Annotated in this window: 18 protein-coding genes; 14 read left to right on the top strand and 4 right to left on the bottom strand. The window is 45.6% G+C overall.

What is annotated here, in order from left to right:
• Window positions 1-60: 60 nt before the first annotated feature.
• The gene (locus ESB13_RS22575; RefSeq protein ID WP_129006135.1) at window positions 61-897 is read right to left on the bottom strand and encodes a rhomboid family intramembrane serine protease; all 837 of its coding nucleotides are present in this window, start codon (window positions 895-897) and stop codon (window positions 61-63) included.
• 145 nt (window positions 898-1042) lie between these two features.
• Here ESB13_RS22575 and ESB13_RS22570 point away from each other — a divergent pair, with 145 nt between their 5' ends.
• The 10 genes from ESB13_RS22570 (at window position 1043) to ESB13_RS22525 (ending at window position 10540) form a co-directional block, all read left to right on the top strand.
• Window positions 1043-2794 (top strand): carboxypeptidase-like regulatory domain-containing protein, encoded by a 1752-nt coding sequence (locus ESB13_RS22570; RefSeq protein ID WP_129006133.1) that lies wholly within the window; start codon window positions 1043-1045, stop codon window positions 2792-2794.
• Window positions 2795-2860: 66 nt separating this feature from the next.
• Entirely contained in the window at window positions 2861-3502 is a 642-nt protein-coding gene (locus ESB13_RS22565; protein ID WP_129006131.1) for an LON peptidase substrate-binding domain-containing protein, read from the top strand.
• A gap of 12 nt (window positions 3503-3514) precedes the next feature.
• Complete coding sequence (locus ESB13_RS22560; protein WP_129006129.1) at window positions 3515-4237, top strand: type III pantothenate kinase; 723 nt, start codon at window positions 3515-3517, stop codon at window positions 4235-4237.
• A gap of 10 nt (window positions 4238-4247) precedes the next feature.
• Window positions 4248-4823: an LPS export ABC transporter periplasmic protein LptC gene (gene lptC, locus ESB13_RS22555; protein WP_129006126.1), complete on the top strand. Its 576-nt coding sequence runs from the start codon at window positions 4248-4250 to the stop codon at window positions 4821-4823.
• A 93-nt stretch (window positions 4824-4916) separates the two neighbouring features.
• Complete coding sequence (locus ESB13_RS22550; protein ID WP_129006124.1) at window positions 4917-6179, top strand: hemolysin family protein; 1263 nt, start codon at window positions 4917-4919, stop codon at window positions 6177-6179.
• Window positions 6180-6207: 28 nt separating this feature from the next.
• Window positions 6208-7062, top strand: a complete 855-nt coding sequence (tatC, locus tag ESB13_RS22545; protein ID WP_129006123.1) for a twin-arginine translocase subunit TatC — start codon at window positions 6208-6210, stop codon at window positions 7060-7062.
• A gap of 57 nt (window positions 7063-7119) precedes the next feature.
• Entirely contained in the window at window positions 7120-7575 is a 456-nt protein-coding gene (rpiB, locus tag ESB13_RS22540; protein ID WP_129006121.1) for a ribose 5-phosphate isomerase B, read from the top strand.
• 9 nt (window positions 7576-7584) lie between these two features.
• Window positions 7585-9135, top strand: coding sequence for a M28 family peptidase (locus tag ESB13_RS22535; RefSeq protein ID WP_129006119.1), 1551 nt, complete (start codon window positions 7585-7587; stop codon window positions 9133-9135).
• 105 nt (window positions 9136-9240) lie between these two features.
• Window positions 9241-9765, top strand: a complete 525-nt coding sequence (locus ESB13_RS22530; protein ID WP_129006117.1) for a zinc ribbon domain-containing protein — start codon at window positions 9241-9243, stop codon at window positions 9763-9765.
• Window position 9766: 1 nt separating this feature from the next.
• Window positions 9767-10540 (top strand): CPBP family intramembrane glutamic endopeptidase, encoded by a 774-nt coding sequence (locus ESB13_RS22525; RefSeq protein WP_129006115.1) that lies wholly within the window; start codon window positions 9767-9769, stop codon window positions 10538-10540.
• On the opposite strand, the gene ESB13_RS22520 is transcribed toward ESB13_RS22525, so the two are convergent.
• Both ESB13_RS22520 and ESB13_RS22515 read right to left on the bottom strand, forming a co-directional pair.
• Window positions 10532-11056 (bottom strand): tetratricopeptide repeat protein, encoded by a 525-nt coding sequence (locus ESB13_RS22520; RefSeq protein WP_129006113.1) that lies wholly within the window; start codon window positions 11054-11056, stop codon window positions 10532-10534. The two genes, ESB13_RS22525 and ESB13_RS22520, sit on opposite strands and share 9 nt — an antisense overlap.
• A gap of 76 nt (window positions 11057-11132) precedes the next feature.
• Complete coding sequence (locus tag ESB13_RS22515) at window positions 11133-12107, bottom strand: deoxyhypusine synthase family protein (protein WP_129006111.1); 975 nt, start codon at window positions 12105-12107, stop codon at window positions 11133-11135.
• 98 nt (window positions 12108-12205) lie between these two features.
• On the opposite strand from ESB13_RS22515, the gene ESB13_RS22510 reads away from it, so the two are divergent.
• Window positions 12206-13384 (top strand): glycosyltransferase family 87 protein, encoded by a 1179-nt coding sequence (locus ESB13_RS22510; RefSeq protein WP_129006109.1) that lies wholly within the window; start codon window positions 12206-12208, stop codon window positions 13382-13384.
• Here the strand turns inward: ESB13_RS22510 and ESB13_RS22505 are convergent.
• Window positions 13365-13808 carry a hypothetical protein gene (locus ESB13_RS22505; RefSeq protein WP_129006107.1) on the bottom strand — a complete coding sequence of 148 codons (444 nt, stop codon included), beginning with the start codon at window positions 13806-13808 and terminating at the stop codon, window positions 13365-13367. The genes ESB13_RS22510 and ESB13_RS22505 overlap by 20 nt on opposite strands.
• A gap of 308 nt (window positions 13809-14116) precedes the next feature.
• Between ESB13_RS22505 and ESB13_RS22500 the strand changes: the two genes are divergently transcribed.
• From ESB13_RS22500 to ESB13_RS22490, 3 genes are all read left to right on the top strand, one after another.
• Window positions 14117-15529 (top strand): alpha/beta hydrolase family protein, encoded by a 1413-nt coding sequence (locus tag ESB13_RS22500; RefSeq protein WP_129006105.1) that lies wholly within the window; start codon window positions 14117-14119, stop codon window positions 15527-15529.
• Between the two features lie 3 nt (window positions 15530-15532).
• Window positions 15533-16126: an acyl carrier protein phosphodiesterase gene (locus ESB13_RS22495; protein ID WP_129006103.1), complete on the top strand. Its 594-nt coding sequence runs from the start codon at window positions 15533-15535 to the stop codon at window positions 16124-16126.
• Between the two features lie 79 nt (window positions 16127-16205).
• Window positions 16206-16712, top strand: a complete 507-nt coding sequence (locus ESB13_RS22490; RefSeq protein ID WP_246022659.1) for a DUF2911 domain-containing protein — start codon at window positions 16206-16208, stop codon at window positions 16710-16712.
• The last annotated feature ends 1 nt before the right edge of the window (window position 16713 follow it).

The following is a 16713-nucleotide window of genomic DNA, read 5'->3' as shown; positions in this document are numbered from 1 at the left end:
ATTCCACGGGAGCTCCTCCTGGCCATAAAAGGACATTATTTACAGGAAAGACAGGACGGCTTAACTACGGGAGTATTCTTCCAGTTTCCGTTTTTCTTCTTTTGTCAGGCTGTTGATTCCTTTTTTGCCTATTTTATCCAGGATATCGTCTATCTCATGTTGTTTATTGGTTCTGTCCTGATTGTATTTTTCATCGATGGAATAATAAGGCTTTTGCTTCCTGAAGAAATAGTTATCGATAAGCAGCACATGAGGTCTCGTAACAATAATATAAATGAAAACAACCGCTGGTATAGCAATGATCAGCACTGCCCAATAGTTATAAAGGAAAGTGGAAGGGTGAAAGATAATGGCTGTAAACATGCCAACAAGCGCTCCGCCGAGATGGCTTTCGTGACCGATGTTCTGTTTGCGGGAGTGAATGCCGTAAATAGAATAAACAACATAGGCAAGGCCGAAGATCCATGCCGGGAAGGAGATGGGTATAAGGAACAAACGGATAGGCGAGGAAGGAAAGAGCGCTATAAATGCAAAAAAGATCCCCCCTATGGCTCCGGAAGCGCCCAATGAACTGTAATTGCCGTGTTTCTTATGCACCAGTAGCGAAAGCAGATCGCCCCCGATAAGCCCTGCAAAGTAAATGAGCAGGAATTCAAATGGCCCCACAGCTGCTTCAAGACCTTGCCCGATAAAAAACAGGCCCAGCATATTCAGAATAAGATGTGTCCAGTTGGCATGAATAAAACCGGAGGTAACAATGCACTTGTAGTCTTTGTACAACAACACCTTTTCTACTTCAAACCTGTATTTATCGATGAAGTCCCTGCTTTTGAATCCCTGGTAGGAAATCACGCAGTTAGCAATGATCAATAGTAATGTAACAATTCCCAACCCCATTTTATACGATCTGGCTGTTTAGTTTCCGCCATCTTCCAAATATAATTCAATCCCGGAAAAATTATTTGAACGGATGCAGGCTTGTTTTGAAGTGATATTCTGGGTTAATCCGCCTAAATTGCGACATCAATTCAACCTGTTACAAATGCAACTTAAAAACAACCGTACCTGCCTGTTACTGCTACTGGCATTTTTCGCGATCGTATTTTCCTGCCAGAAAGAGAAATCCATAGACACCGGCAAGCCTTTTCCGGGAGCAGAGATCACTGTCAATACAAGTGTACAGGGCAGAATACTGGATGAAAAGCAGGAGCCTGTACAGGGTGCAATAGTAAAGTTGGGTGCATACAGTACCGTTACCGATATCAACGGCGGTTTTTTACTCGAAAATATAGCGGCTAATGCCCGTGTTACTACGATCCATGTAGAAAAAGCGGGTTATTTCAGCGGATCGCGCACGATCATCACACAGGATGAGCAGTTACATTATGTGCAGGTAGAGTTATTACCCAAAAATATAGCGGGCTCCTTTCCGGCATCGGCCGGGGGAACAGTAAATGCTGCAGGTTGCGACCTGGTGTTCGCTGCCAATGCCATCCATAAAGCAGACGGTTCGGTATATAATGGGAAAGTAGAGGTGGCCTATGCGTTCCTGAATCCTGAGAGTGAACGTTTTATGCAGGTAATGCCCGGCGATCTGCGGGGGATAAACAAACAGGAACAAGAGGTTGGCCTGGAATCATATGGTATGGTGGCTGTTGAATTACTGGGCGCTTCGGGCGAAAAACTGGCGCTTGACAGCAGCAAGCCCGCCACTCTGAAACTGACCATTCCTGCCTCTTTAAGAGCAACAGGACCGGCCAGCATCCCATTGTGGTATTTCAACGAAGAAAAAGGGCTGTGGCAGGAAGAGGGAAGTGCGGTAAGGATCGGTAATACTTATGTGGGTACTGTCAGGCATTTTTCGTTCTGGAACTGTGATGCGCCTTTTAAGGTGATTGATTTCAAAGCTACCATACACGATGCGGCGGGTAATGCGCTGGCATACGGGCTGGTGGAACTGCAATCCAAAACAGGCAATATGCGTGCGTCTGCCTACCTGGATGCCACAGGAACCGTTATGGGATTGATTCCTGCCAACCAGCCGATGGAGATGAAGGTATTTACGCCTAACTGCCGTACAGAAGTGTACAAAGCAGATATAGGCCCTTACAGCCAGGCTGCTGACCTGGGAATTATCAAGGTAAGTTTACCCGCAGGATCTGTGCTGCAGTTATCGGGAGCAGTTACAAATTGTTCAGGACAGCCGGTGGCAGCCGGTTTTGCCGGTCTCACCATCGATGGTTTGAAATACCGTACAGCGATAGAGAATGGCAGCTACAGCTTTGTGATCAACCGCTGCAATAGCAGCAATACCAATATAACGGTATCGGCCTACGACTCTTCAAGTAATAAGTACGGTACAGCAAGCCTGGCTGTGGGCACCGGAGCGGCGGTTCTCAATGTTGTTGCATGCGACAACGTGGTATCGCAGGAATTCAGGTTTATATTGAATGGCCAGCAGGTGAATTATACCCAGCCTCAGGATTCTATCAGTTCCGGCACGGCACAGGGTGGCAGTTACCTGGAACTCTCCGCTATGCGGAAGCAAAGCCCCTGGGAGGAGTTACGCCTTTCGTTCCGGAATAATACTTCAGCCGATACCATTCCCAGTACCTTTATCAGTTACAACGACCGCAATGGAAAGCGCTACCAGGCTTACCAGATGTTGCGTATCACCAAAAGAGACAACGTGACCATAGAGGGAAGCATGACTGGTAATTTCATTGATTCATTGCCGGCAGGCGGCAGTACACTGGTGCCGTTTTCACTTACATTTAAGGCATTGAATCGCTAAGAAGTGTTATTTGTAAGCAGGAAACGATAGCTTCGCGGTAGTTTTGTAAATATTGCCGGGAAAGACATGACGAATTTTATACGGATCTTTCCCCTGGGCATTGTTGTTTACCCGGGAGAAAGTTTGAACCTGCATATTTTTGAAGACCGCTATATACAGCTGGTGAACGAATGCCATACAGAAGGAAAACCTTTTGGAGTGCCTCCTGTGCTGGGGAATACCATAAAAGAAACCGGTACGCTGGTTGAAATTACGGAGATCACCGAGGTATTGGCAGATGGCAGTATGAATATAAGAACGAGGGGCCTTTCTGTTTTCAAGATACTGGAAATAGTAAGGGCAGTACCCGGCAAACAATACAATGGTGCTATTGTAAATCATCCACCCAATGATATTACAGAACGGCCACAACGCATGAGCAGCGTGCTGGCCGGTATTCGTCAGCTACATGAAGTGCTGAAGGTAAGTAAGGTGTTTCCGAAACCTGACAGGGAGCTTACCAGCTATGATGTAGCGCACCATGCCAGTCTTTCACCCGAGCAGGAGTATGAGCTACTGGAACTGCTGAGGGAAGACCAACGCCTGGAGTATTTAAAACGACATTTAAAGAAGGTATTGCCGCTGGTTGGTGGCATTGAAGCTCTCAAAGAGAGGATCCAGCTGAATGGACATTTTAAGGAATTAAAAGGATTTGACCTGGACCTCTAAAACGACCCTGTTATGTACACACTTTGTTTCGATTTCGGCAACACACGGCTAAAATGCGCCATTTTTGAAGGCAAACAGTTGCTGAAATTGCAGATCCTGGAAAACGATGCTCCTGAAACTATTCTTGCGCTTATACGGGAGTATCAACCCGCAAAAAGCATTTTGTCTTCGGTCATTGATCATAACAAAGCGATAGAGCCGTTGCTGGCAGCCCATACCCAATTCCATCTGTTGAGCTATGGCAGCCGCCTGCCCGTGGTTTCACCGGTAGGTAAGCCGGAGACCATTGGCGCCGACAGGCTTGCACTGGTATCGGGAGCGGTTCACCTGTATCCCGATCGTCATAATCTTATCATAGGACTGGGATCATGCGTTACCTTTAATTTCGTGAACAAGTTTCATGAGTTTCTGGGTGGAAGTATTTCTCCCGGCCTCGAAATGCGTTTCAGGGCCATGCATGAATTCACTGCCAAACTGCCCCTGGTAAAGGCAGACTGGAATTTTCCACTGGTAGGATACGATACTCGTACCAACATGCTGAGTGGGGTTATTTTAGGAATGAGTAAGGAGATAGACGGCATGATCGATGCGTACCAGGAAAAGTACGACAGGCTAAATGTTTTACTTACGGGAGGCGACCAGGATTTTTTTCTGCCGCACCTGGCGAATGAGATCATTCCCGATCCGAATTTATTATATAAAGGCCTTTATGCCATTTGCGAACACAATAGCTAAAACCCGATATATGTTCATCCGCAATAACCGGATCTCAATACTGGCGCTGGCCTTCCTGGCAGTGGCCGGTGTATTTGCCAGCTGTGAAAATGATATCAATGAAGTAAAAGAGCTGGGAAAGAAAAAAACCGGTGTGGAAGAAGGCTATAAAATAGAAAGCTTCCTGAGCCAGGATGGCAAAATGAAAGCGCGGCTAACGGCACCCGTAATGCTGCGGTATTTGAGAGATACTGCACGCATCGTGTTCCCCAATACCATGCATGTTGATTTTTACAGCGACAGTCTTAAAATTGAAAACACCCTGTTCGCACGTTACGGTACCTACCTCGAAAACGATAATAAAGTTCTTTTACAGGACAGCGTTATCGTGATAAATGTGAAGGGAGATACCCTGCGCACGGAAGAGTTATGGTGGGACCAGAACAGGCAGTTGTTTTATACAGACAAACCTGCTTATATCCGTCAGCCGGAGCAGAAGTTCGACGGTATGTATGGGATGCAGGCGGACCAGAGTTTTAAAAAGTGGACCTTGTTCCAGGCTTCCGGGTCGTTAAAGGTTGCGGACAGCAGTATGGCCGTGCCTTAACCTTACATTCAGAGACCGGCCCTGCCGGCCAGGCAAATAAATTCGCTGTTGATCGTGTTTTTTATACTCACTAGTTTATAGTATTTTCGGTATATGTCTGTACTCTACACATCTATATGGTTGGTAGTTACACTTATCCTGGTTGGCTTTTTTGCCGGCCTGGAAGTGGCCTTTTCCAGTGCGAACCGGTTAAACGTGGAGTTGAAGAAGAAGCAGGGTAAAAGCAGCGGTATCATTGTATCGCGTTTTATGGAGCATCCTTCCGCTTTCATAGGCACCTGCCTGGTAGGATTTACCGTGAGCCTGGTGAGTTATGCTTTATTGTTCAGCCAGCTGATGCGGGGCTCTTTATGGCATCCGGTGCATATAAGCAACCCCTGGTTAAAGCTGGCCTTTGATACTTTCCTCTCTACTTTATTGGTATTGGTCCTGGGCATTTTTATTCCAAGGGCATTCTGGCGGGCGCGCAATGATAAGCTGTTACTGGCTTTTGCTCCCTTAGCGAACCTTATACACGGTATATTCAGCCCGGTTGCTATAGCAATGGTTGGTGCATCGCAATGGATCCTGAAGAATTTTTTCAATGCCCGCATCAAGGATAATGCAGAAGCCTTCTCAAAGGTAGACCTGGAACAGTTTTACCAGCAGAACAGGGAACAGGATGAAGATAACAATCCCGACCTGAACAAAGATCTATTTGAGAATGCCCTGTCCCTGCCCAATATCCGCATCCGCCAGTGCCTGGTGCCGCGTACCGAAATAGAAGCGATAGATATGAAATCCACCGTGGAGGAGGCAAGACAGCGTTTCATCGATACCAAGCTGAGTAAGATGGTTGTATATGAGGATAATATTGATAATATCCTTGGTTATATCCATCAGCTGGACCTGTTTAAGAAGCCGGGGAAGATACAGGATATACTGTTGCCTATACCCGCCATACCGGAGAGTATGAGCGCTACGGACCTCATCAACAAGTTTTCGAAAGAGCGCAAGAGCATTGCCTGGGTAGTAGACGAATTTGGCGGTACAGCTGGCATTGTTACAATGGAAGATATCCTGGAGGAGCTTTTTGGAGAGATCAAAGATGAATATGATACCGAAGAGCTTTCCGAGAAGCAGGATTCCGAGACCGAATTCACCTTCTCGGGCCGGCTGGAACTGGATTACCTGAACGAAAAGTACGATTTCGATTTCCCGGCCAATGAGTCTGAGACCTTATCGGGATATATCATAAATGAGTACAAAACCATCCCCAAGCTAAAAGAGCGCATCATTATCGGTCATTATGAGTTTGATATACTGGAAGTGAGCGATACCCGTATTGAAACGGTTAAGATGAAAGTATTACGTTAACTTAGCGCCCTAATTTCAGATTACAGTCATGGCAAACCTATTTACGAGGGGTGGAGACGAAAGCAAATCGGAGATGTCGTTTGTAGATCATCTTGAAGCGCTGCGCTGGCATATTATAAGATCGGTAGTTGCGATACTTGTAATGGCTGTCATTATATTCCTGAATATTCAATGGGTTTTCGACAATGTCATTGCAGGCCCTATTAATCCTAATTTCGTTAGCTACAAGGCCTTCTGTGATCTCAGCCATTACCTGCATCTGGGTGATGCGCTTTGTTTGAAGCCCATTAAAGTTGAAATGCTCGAGAACCGTTTCGGCGGTCAGTTCCTGGGTAGTTTCACTGTTGCTTTCGTAGGCGGGCTTATTGTTGCCTTTCCATATATCTTCTGGGAGTTCTGGCGTTTTGTAAAGCCTGCCCTGAAGGAAAAGGAAGTTAAGAACACACGTTTTGCTATTTTCTGGGTTACCTTCTTCTTTTTCAGCGGGGCTGTCTTTGGCTATTTCATATTGGGACCCTTTACTTTTAACTTCCTGGCCAGCTTCCAGATCAGCGGAATGCATATGGTGGAAACCAAGCCTACGCTGGGCGATTACCTGGAAAATCTCACCAATATTATCCTGGGTTGCGGTATTGCTTTTGAGTTACCGGTACTTTCTTACATACTTACCCGGATAGGACTGATCACTCCCCGCTTCCTGCGCAGTACAAGGCGTTATGCTATTGTAATTATCCTGGTCATAGCAGCATTTATTACACCCAGCCCTGACTTTATCAGCCAAACCCTGGTATTTATTCCCCTGATGACCCTTTATGAACTGGGAGTTATAGTGTCGGCAAGGGTACATAAGGAAGAACTGAAGAAAGAACAGGAATGGGAATAGGTTTCTGAGCCATGTACTGGTGTATATTTGTCTTATTACGAAATATATACTACTATAATGGATACAACATTTGATCTGAAGAAACCTATTGCAATCGGAAGTGATCACGCAGGCTTTGAATATAAAGATGCTACTGTAAAGTGGCTGAAAGAACAAGGGCTGGAAGTAAAGGATCTGGGTCCGTCTTCTGCTGCATCTGTTGATTATCCTGATTTTGCACATGCGGTATCTGCGGCTGTAGAAAGCGGCAAGGTTGCTTTTGGCATTCTCTACTGCGGTTCGGCAAATGGTGTAGCTATCACTGCCAACAAACACCAGGGTGTTCGTGCCGGGCTTGCCTGGGACAGCGATGTAGCCAAGCTCATTCGTTTACACAATAACGCCAATATCATTTGTTTACCTGCACGCTTTATTGCTTTACCACTGGCATTGGAACTGGTACAGATTTTCATGCAAACTGCATTTGAAGGTGGCCGTCATGCTACAAGGGTGGGTAAGATCGCTTGTCAATAACAGCATACCATGAAAAAACTACTAGCAGGTGTTCTGTGCCTTACACTGGCCGGCACCACAACCTTTGCCCAACGGGATAAACCGGCCGCTAAATTCTCAAAGGAAATAAAGGCTTCTTCGATAAAGGAGAAGTTAACCATTATTGCATCGGACGAAATGCAGGGCCGGGCCACTGCCACGGAGGGCCAGCGTAAAGCAGCCGCCTATATAGAAGCACAGTTTAAAGCGCTGGGGTTACAGCCGGGGACGACTAATGGATTCCAGCAGCAATACCCGGTATATTACGATACTATCAGCCAGGCCAAGCTTTCCGTTAATGGTAAAGCTTTCAGTTTCGGTAAAGATTTCGTTATCGGCCTGGAACAACTGGCGGATACTACTGCGGCCATTAAAGAGATCGTTCTGGCGGGTTATGGTATTACAGACTCTATTTATGACGACTACAGGGATCTTGATGTTAAAGGGAAATGTGTACTTATAGCGGAAGGAGAGCCTAAACTTGAAAACGGTAATTACCTGCTAACGGGCACTACAAAGGCTTCAAGAAGCGCCGGTCAGTTTGTGAAGCTCACCAATGCTATGAAGCATGGTGCAGCTATGGTATTGTATTACAGGCAGGCGCCACAGAGCAGTTTTCCTGCGCTTGCCTTGAAGAGCGGGCAGTATTTTTATCCAAAGAAGCAAAACGGGAAGTTTGGTATTAATAGCATCACCATTAACGACCAGGTACTTGAAGCGATAGCCGAAGGGCTTTCAAAAGACCTGGATGGCATGATAGAGGCAGGCAACTCACTTTCTACCACCCTTACAACAGATATAAATATCACACTGGAAAAAAAGCAATTGAATGTTTTCAGTTCCAATGTGATTGGTGTTTTACCCGGTACTGACAAAAAGGATGAATACGTTTTTATTACAGCGCATTACGACCACCTGGGTATTTCAAGCACGGGCAAGATCTTTTACGGCGCCGATGATGATGGTTCTGGCACAGCTGCTGTAATAGAAATGGCAAAAGCGTTTAAAGCTGCCAGCGATAAAGGCAAAGGGCCACGCCGCAGTATTGTATTTATGACCGTTTCCGGAGAAGAAAAAGGACTCTGGGGTTCAAGTTATTATACCGATAATCCTACTGTAAGCCTCCCGAAGGTGAGTGCCGATCTGAATATAGACATGATTGGGCGGGTAGATACTTCGTATCGCGGCAATCCCAACAATTACCTTTATGTCATTGGCGACGATAAAATAAGCAGTGACCTTACTCCTATTACCGATAGTATCAACAAGGCTTATCTGAAAATGGAGCTGGACCGGAAGTATAACGATCCCAGCGATCCCAACAGGATCTTTTACCGCTCGGACCATTATAATTTCGCCAAGCACAATGTTCCCATCATTTTTTATTTCAGTGGTCTCCATCCGGATTATCACCGGACCACGGATACTGTAGACAAGATCCGTTTCGACCTGATGGAAAAACGGACGCGGCTTATCTTTTTAACAGGATGGGCTATTGCCAACAGGGACGAACTGTTAATCAGGGATAGGCCTCTTAAGTAATTTTCAGTAAGTTGCAGTTAACATATGCGGCTTATAAAGGAAGCTTTTAACATGGCGATGGCCACCCGGTTACACCGGTTGCAACCAGTGTATATCCATCCCGGAATGCAACACTGTATCTGCGGATCGTGCCGTTACGTCAATGAACTGGATTATGATTTCTGCAGCAACTGCGGTCATCCGCTTCACAACAGAAGCGGGCAGCTTACCTTATATGCGGTAAGACAACGGCAACGCAAAGACCTGTTGCTGAAATGTGAAACCAACATACAGGTGGCAAGGAATACGTTGTATATACTGGCGGCAATTAGCATTACGGGTATTGGATTTGCTTTCAGCGAGCTGGATGAAGGTGTTTTCCTGGCCTTACTGTCGATAGTGTCGTCTTCGTTATTCTTTTTCCTGGGCAAATGGAGTAAGCGCCGCCCGTTTACGGCTTTGCTGATGAGTATTATTGTTATTCTTACCTATGCGTTAATAGCAATACTCGGAAAAGTACAGGATACGTTCACCACGGTAACAGGTGTTTATGGTCTTTTTATTACAATCCTGGTATTATTTCTTTTGCTGCGCGGGCTGGCTTTTGCTTTTAAAGCCGACCTGGTAAAGGAAGAAATGGAAATCATGTAACGTGGAAGAACAGCAAGAACCGGCATATTATTATTCCTGCAATGAGTGCGATAGTACGGTGAAGGGTTTTCACCGGTTTTGTCATCATTGTGGTGCTTACCTGGGGGCGGAAGCGCACAGGGAAGATATTTTCAATAATCAACGGTTGCGTTCAGCTTTCCTGTTTTACGGGCTGAATCTGTTCCTTTGCCTGATAGTTAAATACACCAGCTGGTTTCACTCGTACGACCAGATGTTCTGGATGGAGCTTTTGCTGGCGCTGGTTGCGCTTGTTTACGCCTACTATAACAAAGATGAAATATTACCGTTACTGGCAGTTAAACCGTTGAGGATCCCTGTAATGGCGGTGATAATGGCTATTGCAGTTGTAACATCGTGGCTGGTGAATATTTCGGTGCGCGAATTAAATATTTCCCTGTTTAAGTCTGATAATAGCTATTATGGTGGTTATCAGATCTATATAGCGCCTCAGCTGGTAATGATCTATTCTATTGCGCTCATGCCGGCTATATTTGAGGAATTGGCGTTCCGGGGTATATTATACCAATATTTTTCTTCGTTTTTGAATGAGCGGCTGGTAGTGCTGGTAACAGCCTGCATGTTCGCCGCCTTACATCTTAATTTCCTGTCTCTGATCTGGCTGTTGCCTTTCGGGATCTTTGTAGGAGCCTTGCGGAGGAAATATAATACCATATGGTATGGTATTATATTTCATTTTGTCTTTAACCTTACGGCCTGTTTAATAGACCTGTATAGGGAAGGTCATTTATTCTGAGGTTTTGCGTGCAGCAGGTTTAAGGGATGCCGCAAGTTCCTGTTTGTTTTTACAGCGTTCGATATCAGCGTGATAATCACGGATCTTGTCATTGTTGAAGCAATGTAAGATGGCTTTCTGGTATTGCTTGATCGCCATTTCGTAGCGGCCTTTCATTTCCTCGATCATGCCGTAGCGGTAATAGATCCAGGCTTTTTCTACTGTTACCACCTTAAGACACTGCTCCAGGTGTTTCTTCAAATCGTCGATCCTTTCCAGGTCTATGTATAAAGTTGCCAGGTGGAAATAAGGATGCGGGTACAAAGGGTCACTTTTCATGGCCGCTTTAAAGTGTGTTTCCGCTTTCTGGTAGCTATCGAACTGGGTTTTGTACAGCCAGCCTATGGAATTATGAGCCGGAGCAAAGTCTGGTTCCTCGTAAATAATGCTTTCATGTTTCTGGAAGGCCTCGTGATAATTACTGTTCCTGATATCTGCTTCGGCCTCTAAATACAACTCCTCTGTTTTACTTGTCATAGCGCAATAATTATATGGGATAAAAAAACTCCTCTTTGCCGCAGCAAAAAGGAGTTGAATATAAACAATTTATGAATTACCAGCCTAATATGTACGCAAACATGAGCGGCGCTACGATGGTAGCGTCACTTTCCACGATGAACTTGGGCGTATGAATATCCAGCTTGCCCCAGGTGATTTTTTCGTTGGGAACAGCGCCGGAATAAGAACCATAGGAAGTTGTGGAATCGCTGATCTGGCAGAAGTAGCCCCAGAAAGGAACGTCATGCCATTCCAGGTCCTGGTACATCATGGGTACTACACAGATAGGGAAATCGCCCGCGATACCACCGCCGATCTGGAAGAAGCCAACACCTTTGCCGCCGCTGTTCTGACGATACCAGTCGGCCAGCCACACCATATATTCAATACCGCTTTTTACGGTGCTTGCTTTGAGTTCATTTTTAATAACATAGCTGGCGAAGATGTTGCCGGTAGTGCTATCTTCCCAACCCGGGCAAACGATAGGGATATTCTTTTCTGCGGCGGCGATGATCCAGCTGTCTTTAGGATCGATTTCATAATACTGTTGCAGGTCGCCGCTGAGCACCACTTTATAAAGGAACTCATGGGGGAAGTAACGTTCGCCTTTTTCTTCTGCGTCTTTCCAGGCTTTCACCAGGTGTTTTTGCAGGCGGCGGAAAGCTTCTTCTTCGGGGATACAGGTATCTGTAACCCTGTTATAGTGATTCTCCAGCAGGTCCCATTCGTCCTGGGGAGTTAAATCGCGGTAATTGGGAACTCTTTTATAGCTATTGTGTGCTACGAGGTTCATTACATCTTCTTCCAGGTTGGCACCAGTACAACTGATGATCTGTATTTTGTCCTGGCGGATCATCTCTGCGAGGGAGATGCCCAATTCAGCGGTGCTCATGGCGCCAGCCAGTGTCACCATCATTTTTCCACCTTCAGCCAGGTGCGTTTCGTAACCTTTGGCAGCATCTACCAGGGCCGCTGCATTGAAGTGGCGGTAGTGATGCTGAATAAACTGGGAAACCGGACCCTTACTCATCGTTCAGAATTTTAGCTGCAAAAGTAACTATTGCCTGACAATCTCCCTATTTTTGTCCGCAACCAATCCATTAAAGCGAAAATCTCCCCCTGGTTATTATGAAGTTCTTACTTGCTGATATTCCGCTCGGTAAAAAGTGGAAACTCCCCTTTCCTGTATTGTTGTGGTTTTTTCTGGCGCTTTTAGCCGTGTTACTTGAAAGCCTGCGGGGAACAGTGAATAACTATGTCATATACAAGCATGTATTTGTACATACAGTAAACCAGATGAATCTTTATATCGAGTATCCGGCTGTTTATAACGACCATAATCATTATGGACCGTTGTTCAGCGTTCTGATTGCTCCTTTTGCAATGCTGCCGGATAATATAGGGGTTGTTTTGTGGGCGCTTGCCAATGCGGCGGTATTATTTTTTGCCCTCAGGAGCTTGTCGCTGGAGAAGGAGAAATTCTATACTGTATTACTGATTGGCGCTATAGAACTGATGTCTGCCACGCACCATGTGCAGTACAATCCTATGGTAGGCGCCTGGATCGTATTGGCGTATGTGATGGTGGAAAAACAGAAAGATGTGTGGGCAACCTTTTTCATTGCACTGGGTTTTCTTACCAAGATCTACCCTATTGCCGGTTTAACATTCTTCCTGTTCAGCCAGCATAAGGTAAAGTTCATCGGTTATTTTATCATGTGGCTGGTGATACTGGTATGCCTGCCTATGCTTATAACGCCTCCCTCGTTTGTTATCCAGAGTTACCAGGACTGGTACCATAGCCTGGTGTGGAAAGATGCGAAGAATGCCGATCAGTCATTAACCTTTGGTATGCAGGATGTATCCATCATTGGTGTTCTGCGCCGGACATTGCAGGTAAAGATCAGCGACCTGGTGGTACTGGCGCCGGTAGCATTATTGTATGCCCTGCCATTGCTGCGTTTTTCGCAATACAAATATGCCGCTTTCCGGTTACGATACCTGGCGCTGGCATTGATAGCCGTAGTGATCTTCAGTTCCTCCGCCGAATCGGTTACCTATGTTATAGCCGTTACGGGAGTAGCGCTCTGGTATGTATCACTGGAAAAGAAAACGGCATGGACCACTGCCATGCTCGTTATCCTGTTTGTTGTGACTATTCTGTCACCAACAGATCTGTGTCCACCACCGTTAAAAGGGTATATAAGGGCCTATGCTTTAAAGGCTGTGCCTTGTTTTATTATATGGGTACTGCTGCTGCGGGATGTGGCTTTCAAAGATTTCTCAGTTAAACACGGGATCTCTTGAATACACTTACCCAGCTGTTTGCGTCAACCTGCAGAATGACTTTCTTTTTTCCCTGTTGCAGTGACACAAAGAAGAGTTTGCCGTCGCTTTCGCTGTCGAATTCAACAGTTTCAAGGATACCGTAGTCTGAATACTTTTTGTTGATATACCCTGAAGCCTTGGCAGGCAGTTCGGAGAAGCTGATATTCCTGCTGGTGCCGTAGAGGTTGCCTTCATTATCATAAAACACTTCCCATTTTTTGTTGTTCTGGGTAAAAGTGGCTTTTGTATAGCTACTGGCTAATGTCCATTTGACATTAACGGCGTTGGAATAGTTTTCGGAGAAATGGCTTAACACTTTAGTTGTTACCGGCGGTGTAAAAGGAGCAGCAATGGCGCTACCGAGTGTTACAAGCATAAATGCGGCAATAAAGAAAGTTTTCATGGCTTCAGTTTTTGTTTGATTTGATTAGTTCCGGCTGTTGTTTAGCAGCCTTGTGAGATCAAAGCTAGTATGGGATTGAAGCGAAGTCAATGAAATTGTGACCACCAACAGTACAAGGCCAACCTATTAGGACAAACGGTAAAGAATAGCGGTGATTTTACGATCATACGTTTGTTATAACGCAGTATTTAAGGGCTTTTTTCCAACCTTCTTAAAAAAATCATAAAACGCGTCAACTTCATATTAAAAGTGAAAAGCGGTAAGAACGGTTTAGGATAATCGGAAAACTAAAACGATATTGCTGTATCATGAAGAAACTACTTATAGTTTGCCTGTTCTGCAGTCTGGGGGCCATGGTGTTTGGACAGGATAAATCAGTATCCGGAGACTGGGAAGGGCGTTTTGCCGGCAAGCTCCGCTTAATCTTTCACTTTACTTCAAATAGCGGTGGAAAGCTGACGGGAAAGTTTGATAGTCCGGACCAGGGGGCTATGGGGCTTGCTTTTACGGGAACAGCTACCGGCGACAGTATAATAGTAGCGCTGGAGATGCCCAAAGCATCTTTTCGCGGCCAACTGATAAACGATTCAACTATTTTAGGCAGCTGGTACCAGGGAGCCGCTACCATGCCCCTTGCCTTAAAAAAGGGAAGCAGTTATAAAGTCAACCGTCCACAGACACCGGTACCTCCATTTTCCTATAACAGCGAAGACATCGAGTATGACAATGCCGATGGTTCGGTACATTTTGGCGCCACCTTCACCTATCCCAGGTCGGGAGGGCCTTTTGCTACTGCCATCCTGATTACAGGAAGCGGCATCCAGGACCGGGATGAAACCATTCTGGGGCACAAACCTTTTGCGGTTATTGCAGATCATCTTACCAAAAACGGTTACGCGGTATTACGGATTGACGACAGGGGGGCTGGTAAAACCCGAGGATCGTTGGTTAAAGCAACTTCGGCCGATTTCGCAAAAGATGTCGAGGCTGCATTGGCTTATCTGAAAACAAGAAAAGAAACTGATAAATCTAAAACGGGATTGATAGGGCATAGCGAGGGGGGATTGATAGCAGTGATGGTAGCGGCGGCAAACCCCGAAGCTATCCAGTTTGTTATTACGCTGGCCGGACCGGGCGAAAAAGGCAGCAAACTGATGAGTGATCAGAATGAGGCCGTTTGGTTAAAACATGGTGCTACAGTTGTGGCGGCCGCCGCTTACCGCGACCTGTTCAGCCATATTGCTTCGGCAGTGACACCGGAGTCGGACAGCGCTTCTCTTTATCTTAAGGCATGGGCCTATTATGGTGAATGGAAGAAAAAGCAGGATCCCAATACATTGTTGTTATTATCATTATATGATGAGCAGCAATCGGCCCAGCTATTGCAGCGGTTAGTGCAGGCGATGACGACAGAATGGATGAAGTATTTCCTGTTGAGCGATCCTGTTCCTTATATTAAACAATTAAGATGCAAGTTCCTGGCGCTTAACGGGTCAGAGGATATACAGGTAGTGCCGCGCACCAATTTGCCGGCTATGCAGGCAGCTATAGCGGAAAGCGGCATTAAAGTTTCGGAGGTAAAAGAACTGAAGGGATTGAATCACCTGTTTCAGCATTGTACAACCTGTACGCCGCAGGAATATGGCCAGTTGGAAGAGAGTTTTGCTCCCGAGGCGCTGGATACAATGACCAACTGGCTTAATACATATATAAAAAAGTAGCTCATGAACTACCTGGCTCATGCCTGGTTATCATTTAACCACCCGGAAATACTGGTTGGTAATATGATCAGTGATTTTGTAAAGGGAAAGCGGAAGTTTGATTATAGTCCAATGGTTCAAAAGGGCATAGGGCTGCATAGGGCTATCGATGAGTTTACTGATGCGCATGCGGCCACGGCAGCAGCGAAGCAATATTTCAGACCCGTTGTGGGGTTATATGCCGGCGCTTTTGTAGATGTAGTATATGATCATTTCCTTGCGAGGGATCTGAGAGAAAATTCTGAAGAAGGCTGGCAGCAGTTTTGCAGGCATACCTATCATATATTGCAACACCATACCGGGATACTGCCGGACAGGTTTGCGAGTATGGTCCCTTATATGCGCAGTCAGAACTGGCTGTTCAATTACCGGTATATGGAGGGGCTTGAAAACAGTTTCAAAGGACTGGCTTTCAGGGCAACATACCTCGATAACAGCCGCGATGCCTATAAGGTATTTGAGCAGTCGTATGATGCGCTGCAGGCGTGTTATGATGATTTTTTTCCTTTTGTTAAAACCTTTGCGTTTACGCAATTCAACCAGTTACTGAATGAGTAGCTATTATCTTTGCAAAAATCTCAAAACGAGTATGAAAATCCTTCTCAGTTGCTTATGTAGTTTGTTCTCAATATGTGTAATGGCCCAGCAAAAGCCAACAGATATTGACAAGTCGCCAATGGATGTGAGTTATTGTCCTTATAACTATCCGATTTTAAAAATGAGTGGCAAGGCAGGTGATCAGCCCGTTGCGAGAGTGTTGTACAGCAGGCCTCAGCGTAATGGCCGCAGGATCTTTGGAGATGTTATTCATTATAACGAGATCTGGCGTATGGGTGCTAATGAGGCAACGGAGATAGAATTTTTCAGAAATGTGAAGATAGGCGGCAAGCTGATTCCCAAGGGGCGTTATACCCTTTATGCTATTTGCACGGAAACCAAGTGGACGATCGCTTTCAATACAGAAAAGGATTATTGGGGTTTAGCGCAGAATCCGAAGAAAGACCTGACAAGGGTTGAGGTTCCTGTGCAGAAGATCACAGATCCTGTAGAGGCGCTTACCATTTATTTTGAAGATGTGAAGGGTGGAACAAACCTGATTGTGATGTGGGATGAGCAGAAGATAAGTTTGCCTATCAAGTTTTAGA

Origin of the sequence: Filimonas effusa, from assembly GCF_004118675.1 — a bacterium.
GTDB classification, from domain to species: domain Bacteria; phylum Bacteroidota; class Bacteroidia; order Chitinophagales; family Chitinophagaceae; genus Filimonas; species Filimonas effusa.
This window is presented reverse-complemented; position numbering and strand designations above follow the sequence as displayed.